The organism is Paenibacillus sp. FSL R7-0333 (genome assembly GCF_038000365.1).
Lineage (GTDB): Bacteria > Bacillota > Bacilli > Paenibacillales > Paenibacillaceae > Paenibacillus_AQ > Paenibacillus_AQ silagei.
Genome location: NZ_JBBOBZ010000001.1, coordinates 1,008,468 through 1,026,293 on the forward strand (window position 1 = coordinate 1,008,468; position 17,826 = coordinate 1,026,293).

At 53.6% G+C, this 17,826-nt stretch carries 16 protein-coding genes; 14 read left to right on the plus strand and 2 right to left on the minus strand.

Features of this window, described 5'->3' with window-relative positions:
- Positions 1-137 precede the first annotated feature (137 nt).
- On the minus strand, positions 138-713 hold the full coding sequence (locus MKY86_RS04150) for a TetR/AcrR family transcriptional regulator (RefSeq protein WP_076079568.1): 576 nt from the start codon (positions 711-713) through the stop codon (positions 138-140).
- A 152-nt stretch (positions 714-865) separates the two neighbouring features.
- On the opposite strand from MKY86_RS04150, the gene MKY86_RS04155 reads away from it, so the two are divergent.
- From MKY86_RS04155 to MKY86_RS04215, 13 genes are all read left to right on the plus strand, one after another.
- On the plus strand, positions 866-2,086 hold the full coding sequence (locus MKY86_RS04155; RefSeq protein ID WP_083685152.1) for an MFS transporter: 1,221 nt from the start codon (positions 866-868) through the stop codon (positions 2,084-2,086).
- A gap of 287 nt (positions 2,087-2,373) precedes the next feature.
- On the plus strand, positions 2,374-2,937 hold the full coding sequence (locus tag MKY86_RS04160) for a sigma-70 family RNA polymerase sigma factor (RefSeq protein WP_076079569.1): 564 nt from the start codon (positions 2,374-2,376) through the stop codon (positions 2,935-2,937).
- On the plus strand, positions 2,934-3,851 hold the full coding sequence (locus MKY86_RS04165; RefSeq protein ID WP_076079570.1) for a DUF4367 domain-containing protein: 918 nt from the start codon (positions 2,934-2,936) through the stop codon (positions 3,849-3,851). The genes MKY86_RS04160 and MKY86_RS04165 overlap by 4 nt, the downstream gene beginning before the upstream one ends.
- 300 nt (positions 3,852-4,151) lie before the next feature.
- Positions 4,152-5,234 carry a LolA family protein gene (locus tag MKY86_RS04170; RefSeq protein WP_076079571.1) on the plus strand — a complete coding sequence of 361 codons (1,083 nt, stop codon included), beginning with the start codon at positions 4,152-4,154 and terminating at the stop codon, positions 5,232-5,234.
- 180 nt (positions 5,235-5,414) lie between these two features.
- Complete coding sequence (gene alr, locus MKY86_RS04175) at positions 5,415-6,596, plus strand: alanine racemase (RefSeq protein ID WP_076079572.1); 1,182 nt, start codon at positions 5,415-5,417, stop codon at positions 6,594-6,596.
- Positions 6,597-6,807: 211 nt separating this feature from the next.
- On the plus strand, positions 6,808-7,089 hold the full coding sequence (locus MKY86_RS04180) for a CopG family ribbon-helix-helix protein (protein WP_036697455.1): 282 nt from the start codon (positions 6,808-6,810) through the stop codon (positions 7,087-7,089).
- Between the two features lie 3 nt (positions 7,090-7,092).
- Positions 7,093-7,443, plus strand: a complete 351-nt coding sequence (locus MKY86_RS04185) for a type II toxin-antitoxin system PemK/MazF family toxin (RefSeq protein ID WP_036697332.1) — start codon at positions 7,093-7,095, stop codon at positions 7,441-7,443.
- Positions 7,444-7,555: 112 nt separating this feature from the next.
- Positions 7,556-8,251 carry a TetR/AcrR family transcriptional regulator gene (locus tag MKY86_RS04190; RefSeq protein WP_076079573.1) on the plus strand — a complete coding sequence of 232 codons (696 nt, stop codon included), beginning with the start codon at positions 7,556-7,558 and terminating at the stop codon, positions 8,249-8,251.
- A gap of 68 nt (positions 8,252-8,319) precedes the next feature.
- A complete protein-coding gene (locus MKY86_RS04195) occupies positions 8,320-9,531 on the plus strand; it encodes an MFS transporter (RefSeq protein ID WP_076079574.1) in 1,212 nt (403 codons plus the stop codon).
- A 239-nt stretch (positions 9,532-9,770) separates the two neighbouring features.
- Entirely contained in the window at positions 9,771-11,933 is a 2,163-nt protein-coding gene (locus MKY86_RS04200; RefSeq protein WP_445668109.1) for a Tex family protein, read from the plus strand.
- A gap of 641 nt (positions 11,934-12,574) precedes the next feature.
- Complete coding sequence (locus MKY86_RS04205) at positions 12,575-13,006, plus strand: Lrp/AsnC family transcriptional regulator (protein WP_076079576.1); 432 nt, start codon at positions 12,575-12,577, stop codon at positions 13,004-13,006.
- A gap of 20 nt (positions 13,007-13,026) precedes the next feature.
- Positions 13,027-13,659 carry a LysE family translocator gene (locus MKY86_RS04210; RefSeq protein WP_076079577.1) on the plus strand — a complete coding sequence of 211 codons (633 nt, stop codon included), beginning with the start codon at positions 13,027-13,029 and terminating at the stop codon, positions 13,657-13,659.
- A gap of 116 nt (positions 13,660-13,775) precedes the next feature.
- Positions 13,776-14,690 (plus strand): GNAT family N-acetyltransferase, encoded by a 915-nt coding sequence (locus tag MKY86_RS04215; RefSeq protein ID WP_340826298.1) that lies wholly within the window; start codon positions 13,776-13,778, stop codon positions 14,688-14,690.
- 178 nt (positions 14,691-14,868) lie between these two features.
- On the opposite strand, the gene MKY86_RS04220 is transcribed toward MKY86_RS04215, so the two are convergent.
- Positions 14,869-15,840, minus strand: coding sequence for an S-layer homology domain-containing protein (locus MKY86_RS04220; RefSeq protein WP_076079578.1), 972 nt, complete (start codon positions 15,838-15,840; stop codon positions 14,869-14,871).
- Positions 15,841-16,184: 344 nt separating this feature from the next.
- On the opposite strand from MKY86_RS04220, the gene MKY86_RS04225 reads away from it, so the two are divergent.
- Entirely contained in the window at positions 16,185-17,819 is a 1,635-nt protein-coding gene (locus tag MKY86_RS04225) for an extracellular solute-binding protein (RefSeq protein WP_076079579.1), read from the plus strand.
- Positions 17,820-17,826: the final 7 nt, after the last annotated feature.

The window sequence follows — 17,826 nt, forward strand, 5'->3', positions numbered from 1 at the left end:
CCTGCGGGTCACGTTCTGTTAACAAAGATAAGACAAGCCTGTTACAGCCCTAGCTCATACAGCCCATACTGCCCATACTGTATTGTGCCTATCCGCCTGCAACTTGCCATCCCTTATATAGTAGTCTTGCAGGAACCTCAAGCTTGTAGCGCCTGAAGGGCAAGCGACACCAGGGATCTGACGGAGGCCTCGCTCAGTTCTCCCCCGGTCAGCAGCAGCCGGTAAAAAATAGGGCCGTAGACCAAGTCGATACAACTCCCGATATCGAGTCCCTGCTTCAGTTCCCCCTGGGCAATCCCCCGTTCAAACAGCTTCCGGGCTTCCTCGCGGCGCGGGCCGAAATATCTGCTCCGGTATGCCTCCGCCAGTCCGGTATCGGATTGCCCTTCACCAATCAGCTCCGTAATGACTTTACCTTCCCAGCTGGTGAGGAACTGCGCGAGCGTCCCCGCATGAATCAGAATATCCTCCTTGGCGGAACCGGTATCCGGGATCGGAAGTCTCGCATTAGCAGCATACAGATATCCGTCCATCACCACCGCCGCTTTATTCGGCCACCATTTATAGATCGTTGCCTTACTGACCTGGGCCTGCTCCGCAATCTTCTCCACGGTAACTGCGCCGAAGCCGGTCTTCAGCAATAATTCATATGAAGCGTTCAGAATAGCGTTCTTGGCCTCGGTATTGCGCGGGCGGCCTCTTTTTTTCTCCATGGTGATCCCTCCTGACTGTGCTGATTCAACTATAATTGGAGTATAGCATAAAATCGCCTATTTACAATACTGAACGTTTAGTATATTATTTGCTCATAACTAATTAGTGTACTTAGCGTTCAGTATTTAAAAACTGGAAGGTGGCGCTTCAAATGAAAGCTGGAATTCCTGCGCAACAACAATCAGTATCCCCTGTTACTCAAAAGGCTGTTCCCGGCTGGATCACATTTCTGCTGGCTGTCTCCTGCGGACTGATCGTGGCGAATCTCTATTATACCCAGACGCTGGTTGGGCCCATCGGGCAGGCCATTCATCTGTCCGCTGGAGCGACAGGGCTAATCGTTACCCTGACGCAGATCGGTTACGTAGCCGGGCTGCTGTTCATTGTCCCGCTCAGTGATATTATCGAGAACCGCCGGCTGACTGTGATGTCGCTGATTCTGGTTGTGGCCGCCCTGGCGCTATCCGTCCTGGCACCGAATGCACCGCTGTTCCTGGCCGCCTCCTTGCTGATCGGGCTGGGCTCGGTAGCTGCACAGGTCCTGGTGCCGTATGCCTCCTATCTGGCCACAGAGGAAGATCGCGGCCGCGTCGTCGGCAATGTGATGAGCGGCCTCTTGCTGGGCATTATGTTCGCCCGCCCGGTTGCCAGCTTCATGGCCGGACTCTGGGGCTGGCAGTCCATCTTCATAGTCTCGGCTGTCGTAACTGCGCTGCTGACGCTGCTGCTAGCCCGTGTCCTGCCTGCCCGGAAGCCCGCTCCCGGCTTGAGATACGGACAATTGCTCCGCTCTCTGGGCACATTGCTCATGCATACGCCGGTGCTGCGGCGCCGCGCTTTATACCAGGCCAGCCTGTTCGGTGCCTTCAGTCTGTTCTGGACGACAGTTCCCTTGTATCTGTCCAGCGAGTATCACCTGTCCCAGCAAGGAATTGCCCTGTTTGCCCTGGCTGGTGTGGGCGGAGCCGTAGCTGCGCCGATTGCGGGCAGATTGGCTGACAAAGGCTGGACCCGGTTATTGACCGGTCTAGGCATTTCACTGGCCGTTCTCTCCTTTATCCTGGCCTATCTGCTGCGGGATACCTCCAATCTTACACTAGGCCTGCTGGTGCTGACGGCCATTCTGCTCGATATGAGCGTGTCCGGTAATCTGGTGCTGGGGCAGCGGGCGATCTATTCACTGGGCAATGAGACCCGGGGACGGCTGAACGGCTTGTTCATGGCGATTTTCTTCATTGGAGGCGCCGTGGGATCATCACTCGGGGGCTGGGCGTATGCTTACGGCGGCTGGAGTCTGACCACCCTAATCGGGCTGGCACTGCCAGTGCTGGCGCTGATCTACTTTTTGACCGAGAAGAAGCAGTGCGCTTGAGAAAAGCAGACATGGCGTTCAGCAATAATCCGCATAGCCAGTAATTCCTAAAAAAACTACAGTAGGCAGAGGAGCTAGATCCTCTGTCTTTTTTTCGAAATATAAGAATGTAGGTTTCACGCTATACATTATCCTTCTATTTCTCGCCGAAACGGTACCGTCCTATAAAAGGACGGCAAAGCCGTTTCCACTTGCCTGCATATGTAATGGATTTGATAGATAGAGCGTATTAGCTCATGTAAATTACTTGGCCAAGTAAATTCAGCCTGGAAGGGAGGGCTTAAGGAATGCAAGAGCGCGCATTGCTGCCTTTGATACATGACAGGGTTTCATCCCATATAGAGACAGAGCTGGAGTTTTCAGCCGTTTTCGAAGTCTATTATAAACGGATATTCAACTATATCGCCTACCGGGTGAGCTGCCGTTACACCGCTGAGGATCTGGCCAGCCAGGTATTCGAGAAGACGCTATCCAAGCTGCCCGCCTACTCCCCGGAGAAAGCGCCGCTGGAAGTGTGGCTGTTCGCCATTGCCCGCAACGTAGTGAATGATTATTACCGGAGCCGCGCGCGTCAGCGCTTCTTCTCCCTGGACAGTATCCGGGAGCTGGTGTCGGGCAAAAAAGAGCCGGAGACGCTCATCCTCGGCAGAGAGCGCAGCGATAGGCTACAGGATGCGCTGGACACGCTCAGCCCGAAGGAACGTAACCTCATCGCTCTGAAATTCGGGGCGGATCTGAAGAATACGGAGATTGCCCGGATTACCGGAATCTCGGAGAGCAATGTCGGAGTCATTCTCTATCGCAGCATGCGAAAACTGAAATCTGAAATAGGGAGTGTGGAAGAGCTATGAATAACAAGAAGAGCGCCGCACAGGCGGAAGGGTTTGAACTTCAGGAGCTTCACGAGCTGGGCGAATACCTGGCGAAGCAGGACTTCTCCCGGGAGTCCGATCGGGCGGCGGTTCTCCGCCAGGTGAGAAGCCGCTCCATTCAGAAACAACAGGAGGAAGATAAAATGAAGAACAAACAACGGATTAGACGTCCGGTGATGATTGCAGCTTCTCTGCTGGTGGCAGCCGTGGTGAGTATATCCTTCGTCAGACCCTCGTTCGCACAGGAAATGCTGGAGCGTGTGCTGAATTCAGTCCATCTGGGACATATTGAGGTCGCTCAGATGGATGGGAGCCACCCTAAGGAGTTCCCGGATGCCTGGAAAGGCAAGATATTTGACCAGGAGGGGAATCCCGTCACCTCGTTTAACCCCATGCCGGAAGCCATCTTCAATGCTGCCGGGGAGGCCATCGTCAATTTCGACGGGGATAAGCTGATTACCCTGAGCGAGCAGGAGCAGCTTGACAAGGAAGCTTCAGAGCAGAAGTTTACCGTCAAGGAGGCAGTTAAGCTGGATCAATACGCTCTCTTCAAGGTGAAGCTGCCGGAATACCTGCCAGAGGGCTTTGCCTTTGACCACGGGGAGTTCTATAAGGACGAGGCGGGTGTAAGCGGGCAGATTGTTGAATTGTTCTTCGCTAGCAAAGATAAGGATAAGCGAATCTGGATGCAGCTGCGCTTGGCCAATGAGGAGAATGCCTTTTCAATGGCAACTGACGACAAGGTGGAGCAGGTGAAGCTTAAGGGGACGGATGCGGTTCTGGTCAGTGACAGAAGCCTGGACTGGGAAGCGAACGGCGTGATGTACGGCCTCAGCACCCGCGGCCTTGACCGGGCTGAGGTTCTGAAGATCGCAGAGTCGATTAACTGGTAAGCCGCTGAGGAGCGGATAAGAGAACAGGTACGAGGCATGGGATGAATCAGAGCACCAGACTGCAACCCCGGAGCGTGGCGGGGATCGCGGGCTGGTGCTTTTTGCAATAGTGTTTCTACTATATAGAAGGAAATAAGAGGAACCATACATAGATTGTTAGATTCCCGGGTGGCGGGAGCGGATTCGCGTCTGGAATAACACTTCTCTTCATGCTTGTCATGCCCGTCTGCATATTGAGGCCAAGTCCTTCATAGACATGTACTAATCAATGCATTCAAAACAGGTTAAGGGGATGATGTCATGCGCCGGATAACATGGGTACTCGCGATCATTATGAGCGTGGCCTTAGTATTGGCGGGGTGCGGGAAGAAGGATGCCGCCTCTGTGGTCAAGGATCTGAATCAAGTGTCTGACAAGCTGGAGAGCAAGCAGGGAGCTTATCAGGGCTCAGGCACGATGACCTTGTACACCGGGGAGCAGCCGCAGGATTACAAGGTGGAGGTATGGTATAAGAATCCTTCGTATTACCGGATCAGCCTGTCGAACGTCCAGAAGGATGTGAAGCAGATTGTGCTGCGCAATGATGAGGGCGTATTCGTCCTTACCCCAAGCCTGGGCAAAAGCTTCCGCTTCCAGAGCGACTGGCCGGACAGCCAGGGTCAGGTGTATCTGTACCAGACGCTGCTGAAGGGAATTGTCTCCGACAACAACCGGCAGTTCGTGGAGGACGGGGATAATTATGTGTTCGAGGTCGCTGCGAACTATCAGAGCAGTGCGCTGGTCCGCCAGAAGATCTGGCTGAACAAAAAGACCTATGAGCCGAAGCAGGTGCAGGTATCGGATTCCGAAGCCAAGGTTGTGGTGAATGTGACCTTCGACAGCTTCAAGTTCGATCCGGAATTCACAGCAGATTCCTTCGATATGCAGAAGAATATGGCGGCCGGCAGCCCTTCCGAGAACACGATGGCGGAAGTGGACCAAGAAGGTAATCCGGTGGTCTCTGAAGATGGTGAACAGGCCGGTGAGCCGGTTACGGCCGAGCTGGGCGACTTCGGAATCATTGAGCCGGCTTACATTCCGGCCGGTGTGAAGCTGAAGGACACGAACAAAATTGAAGGCAGCAAGGACCATGCGGTGCTGATCCGCTATGACGGCGTCTACCAGTATACGATTATGGAAGCCCGTCCGCTGGACCGTGCGGTGTCGCTGGCTCCCGGAACATTGGTCGATCTGGGCTTCACGGCAGGCCTGCTTAGCGGGGATGAGCAGCAGACGCTGACCTGGATGAGCGAGGGTGTAGAGTACCGGATAACAAGCGCAAATCTGCCAGTTACGGAAATGATGCAAATAGCCGCTTCTATGGAGGAACAATCGGGTAAATAAAAAACAGTGGGCGGATACTGCGCAAGGTGGGAATCATTCCTCTACCCGCGGTATCCGTTTTTTGTCTACATCTGCTCACATTGACAGCGGCCTTCACGAGCATTACCATTGGCAGTAAGACTTCTGATCTGTGCGAATAAGGCAGAGATGTTTTACTACAATGTAAGAAGGTGACCTGAAGTGAAGGCAAGCTATCGGCCGACAGCAGCCGAGATTAACCTGGATGATTTGCGTGCCAACTACGAAGCTTTTCGCGGCGTATTGCCGCAGGAGACCAAGTTCATGGGATGCGTCAAAGGAAATGCGTATGGACATGGGGCAGTGGAAGTGACGCGGGAGCTGGAGCGGCTTGGAGCGGACTACGTCAGTGTTGCTTTTCTCGATGAGGCATTGGAGCTGCGTCAGGCGGGAATACTACTTCCTATCCTGGTGCTGGGCTATACTTCACCGGAAGGCATTGCCGTAGCCTGGGAGAACAATATTACCGTTACACTGTTCACACCGGAGGTACTGGAAGCGGTTAGCGCCCTTCCTGTAGAGAAGGAGCACCGGCTGAAGGTACACATCAAGATTGACAGCGGAATGGGCAGACTGGGATTATTGCCGGAGGATGCGCCCGCATTCATCGCTGAGGTGCATGCGGTGGAACAGGCGGAGCTGGAGGGCATGTTCACCCATTTTGCCAGAGCAGACGAACACAACAAAAGCTATACACTAATGCAGCACCGACGTTTCATGAGCGTGGCGGAAGCGCTTCGGGACATGAACATTACCATCCCGATCATACATACGGGCAATAGCGCTACGGCCATTGATACACCTCTACTATCCATTAACATGGTGCGTGTAGGCATAAGCTTGTACGGATTCTACCCCTCGGCTGAGGTGAACCGTGAGCTGGTGGCCTTGCACCCGGTAATGACGCTGAAGACGCAGGCTGTATATGTCAAAACCCTGCCGCCTGACTCAGGCATCAGCTACGGCACCCGGTACTTCACGGCAGGCGATGAGGTTATCGCTACGCTCCCCGTGGGGTACGCTGACGGATATTCCCGCATGCTAACAGGCAAAGCGGAGGTGCTAATACGCGGACGCCGCGTTCCTGTCGTCGGAACGATCTGCATGGACCAGTGTATGGTATCACTGAAATCTTTCGCTCTAGAAGCGGAACAAATCAAAGCAGGCGAAGAGGTTGTACTCATCGGCCGCCAGGGCACCGAGTCGATCACGGCAGATGAACTGGCGCTCCATTTAGGGACGATCCACTACGAAGTAATCTGTATGCTGGCTCACCGGGTACCGCGCGTGTATGTACGCCATGGTATGCTACCCAACCTCGTTAATCCCTTGCTGCAAGCCTAATACCCTGACCAGATACCTAGTACAGGAACTGAATATAAGGAACGTACCGTATAGAGCTTGTGACTTATAGTCTATACGAACCGCCATTTCTAGTTTATAATGGGATGCAGCATACTTGATATACTGGCGGCATATATTCCTTGTATAAAATTCCTTGTATATTGTAACACTGGAACACAAGGGCAGAAGGTTTGTGGGGGTGGAAGAGAAGGTGGCCAATTTGCAGAACACCAAAAGAATCATGATCAGCTTGCCCGATCATCTCTTGCAGGAAGTAGATGGGATCGTTCAACTGGAGAACTCTAACCGTAGTGAATTGATCAGGCAGGCCATGAAGCTGTACTTGAGCGATCGGAGGAAACGCACCATCCGCGAGTCCATGCAGCGGGGCTATATGGAAATGGCTAAGATTAATTTGACCATGGCATGCGAGGCCTTTCTCGCTGAGGAAGATGCAGACAGTACTCTTGGCCGCTTAGTAAGCGGGGTGTAACTATTGATTGTTAAACGCGGCGATGTTTTTTTTGCCGACCTTTCACCGGTTGTGGGTTCTGAGCAAGGTGGAGTAAGGCCGGTACTGATTATTCAGAACGATATTGGCAATCGTTTCAGCCCGACTGTGATTGTGGCAGCTATCACTGCCCAGATCCAGAAGGCCAAGCTGCCGACTCACGTGGAGATTGATGCGGCTGCACATGGCTTTGACCGGGATTCCGTGATTCTGCTGGAGCAGGTTCGTACCATTGACAAGCAACGCTTAACGGATAAAATCACCCACCTGGACGATGAGACCATGAAGCTGGTGGATGATTCGCTGCAAATCAGCCTGGGGCTGATTGATTTCTGAACCCTACGGGGATATAACATCAACCATCGTAATAAAAGGCAGGCTGGATAGATTCCGGTGCTGCCTTTTTTGGCGTTCGTCCATATATACTTATTGATATACCCGAGGATAGATGAGTAGTGGCGGCGAGGGTTGTGCATGGGCACGACCGGGTGATATAATTGTACCGATCGGTCGGTCTAGAGGAGGGATAACCATTAAGGGACGTTCAGATGGAGAAGAAACGAAGAGCCGGATTCTGGAGCATGCCACCAGTTTATTTGCGCAAAAGGGGTACGGCGCTGTAAGCATGAACGAGGTCTGCACAGCCGCGAAGGTCAGCAAGGGCAGTCTGTATCACCATTTTCCGGGCAAGGATGAATTGTTCCTGTACGTGGTGGAGGTGGATACCCAGAATTGGCTGAATGAGTGGGAGGAGCTGCGGAGCGGGATTAGCGGAACGGAGGCCCGTCTATACGCGCTGGGGGATCACTATGCAAAGGATATCCAGAATCCGCTGATTCATGCCCTGGAGGAATACGGCAGATCCCATACACTGTCGAAGGAGATCAGCGAGCGCCTTTCACATATTTTCGAATCGGTAACAGAGGCCTGCCGTGTGCTGCTGCAGGAGGGGATGGATTCCGGTTACTTGATCCGTGGTGACCTGGATAACTATGTGATCACGCTTAGCGCTATGCTGGAGGGAATCAGCCGGGTCCATGAGATCACAGGTAAGACCGATACCCCGGAGACGATCAGGGCATACTACCGTGCGGGAATTCAGATCCTGCTTCAGGGGATTGGGTCCGGGAAGATGGAGCAATGAATAGAGATAACTGATGAATTGCAACTAGAGCATATAGCAAGGCTCTGGGATATACGGAGGGAAACACCATGTCATTACTGTTAAAAAACCGGGGAGCGATGCTGCTCCTGATGTTGAATATCTTTTTGGCGTTCACGGGGATTGGTCTGGTTGTCCCTATTATGCCTACCTATATGAACGAGCTGGGCATTGGCGGGAGTGTGGTCGGACTGCTGGTGGCAGCCTTCTCGCTGACGCAGCTGCTGGTCTCGCCCTTCGCCGGAAGACTGTCGGATAAGATGGGCCGCAAAAAAATCATTGTCGGCGGGCTGGCCGTATTCGCCTTCTCGGAGCTTCTGTTCGGTCTGGCCAATGCCTCCTGGGTGCTGTTCGTATCCAGAATGCTTGGCGGTATCGGTGCCGCGATGATTATGCCTGCGGTTATGGCTTATGTGGCAGACACCACGACTTCAGAGGAGCGGGCCAAGGGCATGGGCTTTATTAACGCAGCCATTACCACCGGCTTCATCATCGGGCCGGGAATCGGCGGCTATCTTGCGGAGCTGGGCATTCGCGTTCCCTTCTTCGTCGCTGCGGGGGCAGCCGCCATTGTTGCGGTTATCACCCTGTTAGTCCTGCCGGAATCGCGTTCAGCGGAGCTGCGCGAAGAATCAAGAACGATGGAAGGCAATAAGGATAGTCTAATCATGCAGCTCATGCGCTCGTATCGTGAGCCTTATTTTTTCGGATTAATTATTGTATTCGTGCTGTCCTTCGGACTGGCCAATTATGAGACGGTATTCGGACTGTTCGTAGATCATAAATTCGCGTTCACCCCTAAGGATATTGCGTTTGTTCTGACCTTCGGCTCCATTGCCGGGGCGGTGGTGCAGATTACCGCCTTCAGCTGGATTCTGAACAAATTCGGGGAGAGCCGGGTCATTTCCGCCTGTCTGCTGATCGCGGGCCTGTCGATTCTCCTGACCCTGTTCGTGCATGGCTTCGTAGCGATTGTTTCTGTGACCTTTGTTGTTTTTCTGGCTATGGATATTCTTCGCCCGGCTGTCGGCACCCAGCTCTCCAAGATGGCAGATGATTCGCAGCAGGGCCTGGTAATGGGAATGAATTCCGCGTATACGAGCCTTGGCAACATTGCCGGCCCGATTGTGGCGGGGGTTCTGTTCGACCTGGATATCAATTTCCCATATGCGGTGGCTGCGCTCGTCTTGTTCATCAGCTTCATGTTGTCGGTTGGCTATGCCCGGCGGAGAAGAAGCAAGCAGGTTACTGCGGTGCGCTAGTATCCGGGGCATGAATAGAATAACGGACTTATGATTGCGGCTGCGCTATCCCGGTGGGGACGGTGCAGCCGCTTCTTCTTGTGTAAGGGACAAACTTTGGTCCTGCGGCAAACTGTGATAGTATTTCAGTAGAGAGTTATGAACTCAGACTGTGTATAGAAAGAGGGATCTACTTGAGCGTTGATACGAATCAGGCGGCGAAGGCGGCGGAAGATGCCGCTGCCCGTCAGGAGCAGGAACTGATACTTGCAGCTATCGCGAAGGAGCTGGGCATCAGTCTGAAGCAGGTAAGAACAACGGTGGGACTGCTAGATGAGGGCAACACCATTCCGTTCATCGCCAGATACCGCAAGGAAATGACCGGGGAGCTGGACGAGAATGTCCTCCGCGATGTCGAAGAACGGCTCGGATATCTGCGTAACCTCGGTGACCGCAAGAAGGATGTGATCCGCAGCATCGAGGAGCAGGGCAAGCTTACTCCTGAGCTGCAGGCGAGCATCATGAAGGCGGTGAAGCTGCAGGAAGTGGAGGATCTGTACCGTCCGTTCAAGCAGAAGCGCAAGACACGGGCCAGTGTCGCCAAGGAACGGGGACTTGAACCGCTGGCGGATTGGGTGATGGAGCAGAGACGCCAAGGAGTTCCGTTGGAAGAGGCTGCGAAGTATGTTGATGCGGACCGGGGTGTGGAGAGTGCCGAGCTGGCGCTGCAAGGGGCGATGGACATCATTGCCGAGAATATTGCCGATGACCCGGCCATCCGTTCCTGGGTACGCCAGTATACAGCGAGTCAGGGGATTCTGGTCTCCGAAGCCAAGGATGCCCAGCAGGAAAGTGTATACGAGAATTATTATGCGTACCGGGAGCCTGTGCACCGGATCCCGCCGCATCGTATTCTCGCGATCAACCGCGGGGAGCGGGAGAATATCCTCAAGGTCGGCATCGAGGTGGTGCCGGACAAGATCCATGCGTTCATCATCCGCAAGCTGGTGAAGGGGCCTTCTCCGGTCAAGGAGCTGCTGGAAGCGGTGACCGAGGATGCCTACAAGCGGCTGATTGCCCCTTCCGTTGAGCGCGAGGTGCGCGGAGAGATGACAGAGAAGGGGGAGACGCAGGCGATCTCCATCTTCTCAGGTAATCTGCGCAGCCTGCTGCTGCAGCCGCCGGTGAAGGGACGGCATGTTCTGGGCGTCGACCCGGCCTACCGCACCGGCTGCAAGCTGGCCGTAGTGGACGATACCGGCAAGCTGCTGGAGGTAGCGGTCACGTATCCGACGCCGCCGAACAACAAGAAGCGTGAGGCGGCGGCCAAGTTCAAGGAGCTGATTGCCAAATATGGCATCCAGCTCATTGTGATCGGCAACGGCACCGGCTCGCGGGAGACGGAGCAGTTCACGGCCGAGGTCATTGCCGAGGTCGGCGACCCTGAGCTGGCCTACCTGATCGTTAACGAGGCAGGGGCCAGTGTGTATTCGGCCTCCAAGCTGGCGCAGGAGGAGTTCCCGGATCTGGATGTGGCGGAGCGCAGCGCCGCCTCCATCGCCCGCCGCGTGCAGGACCCGCTCGCGGAGCTGGTCAAGATCGACCCGAAGGCCATCGGTGTCGGGCAGTACCAGCATGATGTGTCGCAGAAGCATCTGGAAGAGAGCCTGAGGGGCGTCGTGGAGTCGGCGGTTAACCATGTCGGCGTCGACGTGAATACCGCTTCGGCCTCGCTGCTCTCCTATGTGGCAGGAGTGAATACGACGATTGCCAAGAATATTGTGAAGTTCCGCGAGGAGAACGGCAAGTTCACTACGCGCAAGGCACTGCAGAAGGTACCGCGCCTGGGCGCGAAATCCTACGAGCAGTGCATCGGGTTCCTGCGTATCCCCGGAGGCGACAATACGCTGGACCGCACGCCGATCCACCCGGAATCCTACGCGGTGGTCGACAAGTTGTTCCGCGAGCTGGGGCTGGATGTGAAGCAGCTCGGCAGCAAGGAGGTTGCAGAGCAGCTAAGCGCTCAGGATGCGGAGGAGCTTGCAGTGAAGCTTGCGGTGGGCGTGCCTACACTGCGCGACATCCTGGAGAGCCTTCAGCGCCCGGGCCGCGACCCGCGCGAGGAGCTGCCGCTGCCCATCTTCCGCAAGGATGTGCTGAAGATGGAAGACCTGCTGCCCGGCATGGAGATGCAGGGCACGGTGCGCAACGTAATCGACTTCGGCGCTTTCGTCGACATCGGGATCAAGAACGACGGGCTGGTCCATATCTCCCAGCTTAGCGGCAGCTATGTGAAGCATCCGATGGATGTGGTCTCCGTCGGCGACAATGTCACCGTATGGGTACTCGGCGTGGATGTGAAGAAGGGCCGCGTCAGCCTAACGATGCGCCAGCCGCGTGAGGCGGGGAGCAGCGGGGAGTAGAAGTAGAGGACGTTACGGACTCAGAGGACCTTATTTTGCTGAAATCGGCGTTTTGTGGATCGTTTGCGGACTCAGGAGCCGTTAATACAGGCTTCGGAGCCTGTAATTAGGCCTGACAGCCTCATTAGCGTCTTCTGAGTCCGTTTAGGGTGACGAAAGAGGCATTTTATTGCAAATAACGGCCTCCTGGTCCGCAAACAACCGGAGAATGCAAATAAGCTGTGCTTTCCTTCAACAGGATTGCACAGTTTTTTTATTGTATAGGAAACTATAGTATCCTGCTGCTGTGGAAAAGGTGAGTGTTAATTGCTTGAACCCGTATACAATTGGCTGGTACAGCGGCATATGGACCAAATGTATATGAAAAACAGTAATGTGTTTGCACACAGGCGCATGGCCCGAATGTATGTGGAAAACAGCATATATTGTGTTCGCGCGAAGATAATCTTATTCATCCGCTAAGATGATTTGTTCTGTAATGGGAGACTTTAACTATTTAAGTTTGCCCGCGTTGAAATCTGGTAATTATTAAACTTTTTAATACAAAATCAAATGAGCTTAAAAAAATTACGTATTTACCAGGAAGTATTTTCTTATTTTATACATATTGTATAATTCACTTTAAAAAGGAGGGGGAGCACATGGATGATATTGACCTGCAAATCCTGGAGCTGCTAAAGAGGAATAGCCGGATGACCAGCTCCGATATCTCTAAACTGATTCATCTGTCGATTCCATCCATTGCGGAGCGAATCCGGAAGCTGGAACGAAACGGGGTCATAGCGCAGTTCACGGTTAAGCTGGACCGTAAGGCTATGGGCAAGAACTGTGTAGTCTATATTTTCCTGCAGCTTAGCAACTCGGTGGAAACTCAAGACTTCCGTGAGGGCATCATCCAATCCGATGAAGTACTGGAGTGTCATCATATTTCTGGTGAATATGATTATCTTCTGAAAGTGGCATTAGCAGATATATCCGGTGTTGAGACCTTCATTACGCATACGCTTAAAGCCCGTTACAGCATTGTCCGTTCAAACACCATCTTTAGTCTATCTGCCCTGAAAGAGGAATAGAAGCGAAGGAGCGGTTATCTATGCCATGGGAATGGATATCGAAGGGTATGCTGCTGGGCCTGTCCATCGCGGCTCCCGTAGGGCCTATCAGTATTTTGTGCATCCGAACGACAATTACCAGAGGATTCAGAACAGGGCTGTACAGCGGGCTGGGTGCGGCAACCGCAGATGCCATCTACGGCATACTGGCAGGATTGGGATTGACAGCTTTGACCGCAGCTCTAATGAATTACAACATTATATTGCAGGTGCTTGGCGGATTGTTTATTTGCTGCTTTGGCATAAGATCGTTACTGCGGGTTCCATCCAGGGAAGAACCGCAGTCCCCTGCCAGCCCAGGTGTACTGGGCTCTTATGCGATGACATTTCTGCTGACGCTGTCTAACCCGATGACGATTATGTTTTTTCTGGGCGTATTCGGAGCTTCTGGTGTTCTACTGTCGCATAAGCTCACAGATATGGTGTTTCTGGTTACAGGCGTGTTCCTGGGCTCGGCACTATGGTGGGTCCTCCTCTCAGGAGCGGCTGCGCTGCTTCGGAATAAGGTACTGGAGGGACCCTTTAAGCTCTCCCTATTTAACAAAATGTCCGGGGGAGTACTGTTTGTATTCGGTGTAGTTACCCTTGTGAAATCCGCAGCTGTGTTTTTGTAACGAGGACGCTAGGCGCCACCAGCTCACCAGTATAAAACAACTATAGTTATTCAAGAACAGAAGCCCCCTGCCCGGCAGTGTTATGATGGACAGAAACAGAAGGTGGCGGATGGTAATTGAGTAACAGAGTGATCCGGCAGTTTGAAGAGAGGGATATGGCGGCGCTTGGTGCGATGTACAAGCAGGTGTCGGCACAGGAGGATGTGTTGTTCTGGTGGGTCGGGGATGCGGGCAACTGGGAGAATGTCTTCTGCGCTTTTGAAGGGGAGCAGATGGTGGCCAAGGGCCAGCTGCAGATATTTAACGTGGTGCCACCGGGACGCGCAGCGGAGAGTAAACACAAGATTTTCGTGAATCTGAAGACATGGCCCGGACGGGAAAAGGATCTGGAGCTGCGTGACAGCGTCTACGCCCTTCTGCTGGAACGGGCCCAGGTGCTGAAGCGTACGCTGCCCCCGGAATATGGAACCCTCCTGTGCACAGGCAATTATGCGGCGGAGGAGAGCTGCCGTGCTTATTTCGCAAAGCATCTTGGTTACCTGCCGGATAGCTGCTTGTATACGCTCCAGCGCGACCTTCGTGAACCCGTCCATGCGGTGGAGCTGGAGGAAGGCCTTGAATTGACCAATGCGCCTATGGATTCGCCGGAGCAGCGGGCGGCTTATCTGGAACTGGAGGCGGAGATCTGGCCGGAGACCCCGCTCGGAATGGAGCGTCTGCTGGAATATCAGGAGCATCCGCTCTGGACATGGATGGTTGTGCGGGATGCAGGCCGGGTGGCGGGCAGTCTGATGGTCTGGCAGGAAGAGGAGCTTGGCATCATCGAGGATGTATTTGTCTGTAAGCCCTGGAGAAGAAGAGGCATTGCCAAGGCGCTGCTGAATCGTGCGTTAATGTATCTTCAGGAGAAGGGTCTGGAGCAGGCGCAGCTGGTCGCACTGACCACGAATGATTCCGCGCTGTCTCTGTACCGGTCAGCCGGGTTCCAGACCGGGCGTCAGGAGATCCGGTACTATAAGGAGCTGGACTAAGCGCTAACCAGCCAGCCGCAGGCCGCGCTAACCAGCCGATCCAGAGTGTGAGATCTTCAGTCCGCAACGGGTGGACTTACTGGTTCATGGATATTGTAAAATCAAGCATCACAAAGAGCGCACCGGCCGGGTATCCGGCGGTGCGCTCTTTGTGATGCATCTAGTTAGGTGGAGGCTGTTACTTTATGACTCTGGAAGCAGCGGAGGTTGCCGAGCCTGGTACAGCTTGGGCTACTGCGGTATAGCCTTCCGGCAGATAGGTGACGGCGGTGCCTGCCGAGATGACCTGCGGGTTCATGGAACCGGGCTTCGGTGAGGTGACCTTGAAGTAGATCACTGCGGTTTTGTCAGCGCCGAATTCAATCCGTTCAATGACCAGGCCATATCCCGGGTTCGGCAGATTGGATACAGTCACCGTAGCTTTGTTGACACCGGCGGCGGCTTTGTCCAGTGTAACAGCAGCATCGTATGTGCCGGACGGAGCCGCAATGTTCTCATCCATCATAATCACTTCCTTCACGAATTTGGCCGCATCGTAGACCAGGACGGCAGCTTCTGCACGGGTAACCGCCTCGTTCGGACGGAAGGTGTTGTTCTTCTCCAGCGTGACCAGTCCGGTGTTAATCAGAATTTGCAGGCTGTTCATCTCAGAGGCGGACAGCTTGCCGCCGTCCGTAATGTTGGCATACATCTCCGTATACGCGAAATCTCCTTTGTTCTGTAGCGCCTGAAGCAGCAATTGTGCGAACTGGACCCGTGTCATCACAGCATTAGGATCAATAGACCGCTCCAGCGGCAAGCCGCTTTCTTTGGCCTCCAGGAAGGCGGAGGCATACCATGCCTTATTACTAACGTTGTCAAAATAATCGCTGGCCTTCTTGCCAGAGGGTTGCTGCGGAGCAAGCTTCAGGCCGCTCACCATGAACTGCACGCCTTGCGCATACGTAAGGCTGGACTTCGGCGCGAACTTGTCGCTGGTCACTCCGTTAAGGATGCCCTCCTGATGAAGTGCATTGATTTTGGCTTCCGCCGCGTGGCCCTTCAGATCTGAGAAAGCGGAAGCCGGTGCCCCGATCGCTAAGGTTGCCGCCAGAATGCTGCAGGCCAGCGAGATTTTGGCCGTGCGCATCCGGGTTAATGTATTCTTCATTGTACATCACCTCGTATCCTCTTAGATGGGTTTCAGGAGCAAAAGGTTGCAGCCCATCACTCCATAGATGGAATTATTATTCTCTAACCCCGCAGCGGTGATTCGCCGGAGGTCCAAACAATTCATCATGTGTCAATTTTCACCTACCGAAAGTCGAATCTTCGCCTGAATTCAGCTACTTTTGCAGCCGAAAAGGTCAATATACGATGATTAAAAGGTAATATACGGTGAGACAGGGTGCGGAAGAAAAATTATAATAATGATAACGCTTTCGTAAATAATGCGATGAAGGATTGGCTTGTATTACCGATCATTTATGAATTCCTACTAAGGGGGTAAGTCAAATGAGAAAAAAGAGTATTCTTGCCTTGATGCTGGCAGGCGCTTTGGCAGGACTATCACTCACAGGCTGCAGCAGTAAGGGAAACAGCCCGGATGCGGGGAACGACGGCAGCAACACGCCGGAGGGGAAGACGAAGCTGAAGGCGATTATCGTGAAGCATTCACTGACCAAAGATGTCACGCAAATGAAATGGCTCGCTGAAATAGAAGAGAAGGCGAATGTCGAAATTGAATGGCAGCAAATCTCTGCGGACTGGGACCAGAAGAAGAGTGCCCTGTTTGCCAGCGGTGAAATTCCGGATTTGCTGTTCAATGCGACCTCTAATTCCGATTTTGTACAATTCAACGGGTTGTTCGAGGATCTGGGCCCGCTGATTGAGAAGGACGCTCCTAATATTCAAAAGATGTTCAGCGAGCACCCGGAATTGAAAACGCTTGCTACACAGATCGACGGGAAGCTCTACGGCACTCCGCGTTATAAGGGCATCTGGCCCGGCTCCACCGCCTCGATGTTCATTAACAAAACCTGGCTCGATAATCTCGGCCTTCAGGTGCCTACGACTTGGGATGAGCTGGAGACTGTGCTGCTTGCCTTCCGCGAGGGAGACCCGAATCAGAACGGGGACAAGACGGATGAGATTCCGATGGACTTCAACCCGATCGGCTGGGATTTCACACCGAAGCTGTTGCTGGGCAGCCTTGGGCTGCCTCTGTCCAACGGGGCGAGCGACGGCTACTTCACCGAAGGGGCGCAGGTTAAGAATTTCTATGTAGATGAACGGTTCAAGATACTCATGCAATTCCTGCAGAAGCTGTACAGCCAGAACCTGATCAGCAAGGAAGTGGTCACGCAGGATTACTCCAAATACCAGTCTGTTGCCCGCGGAAATGGAACTACGGCCAAGGTAGGATTCACCTGGGGCTGGGAGACAGGAGACCGCTTCGGCAATGAGCTGAAGGATCAATATGTGACCCTGCCGCAGCTGAAGCAGCATGCAGACTCTACGAATGAGCTGTACTGGAGCAATGACTACTACTACCAGAATTACGGCTCCAATGCGGTGTCGGTCAGTGCCCGTTCTAAGAACAAGGAAGCCGCGATGCGGTTCATCGATGCTTTTTATGAGCCGGTGGTTAGTCTACAGGTCCTGTTCGGCGGGATGAATGACACAGATAAGGGAATCAAGGATAACGGGGACGGCACGTATGCGATTCTTCCTCCGGCGGATGCATCCCTCGACCCGGGCTCGTGGAAATGGACGAATTCGTTCGCGGACAACGGTCCGATGTACATTGCCGATGCGCTGAAGGACAAGGTGACGCTCGGCTCGGATATGCAGAATGTGCTGAAGGAGAAGGCCGTCTATGATGAGCTGCTGAATAAGGCGGACGAGAAGAGCAATGTCTATCCGCAGAACTTCATGAAGTACAGCACAGAGGACACCAACACCCTGGCAATGAATCAGGCGAACGTCAATAATATCACGGATCAAAAGTGGGCCAACTGGCTGACCACCAAGGTTGATATTGAGAAGGAGTGGGCTGCGTATGTCGCCTCCGTCAATAGCTCCGGCCTGGAGCAGAATCTGCAAATCCGCCAAAAGGCTTATGACGAATACCTCTCGACCTTGAAATAGTGGACTT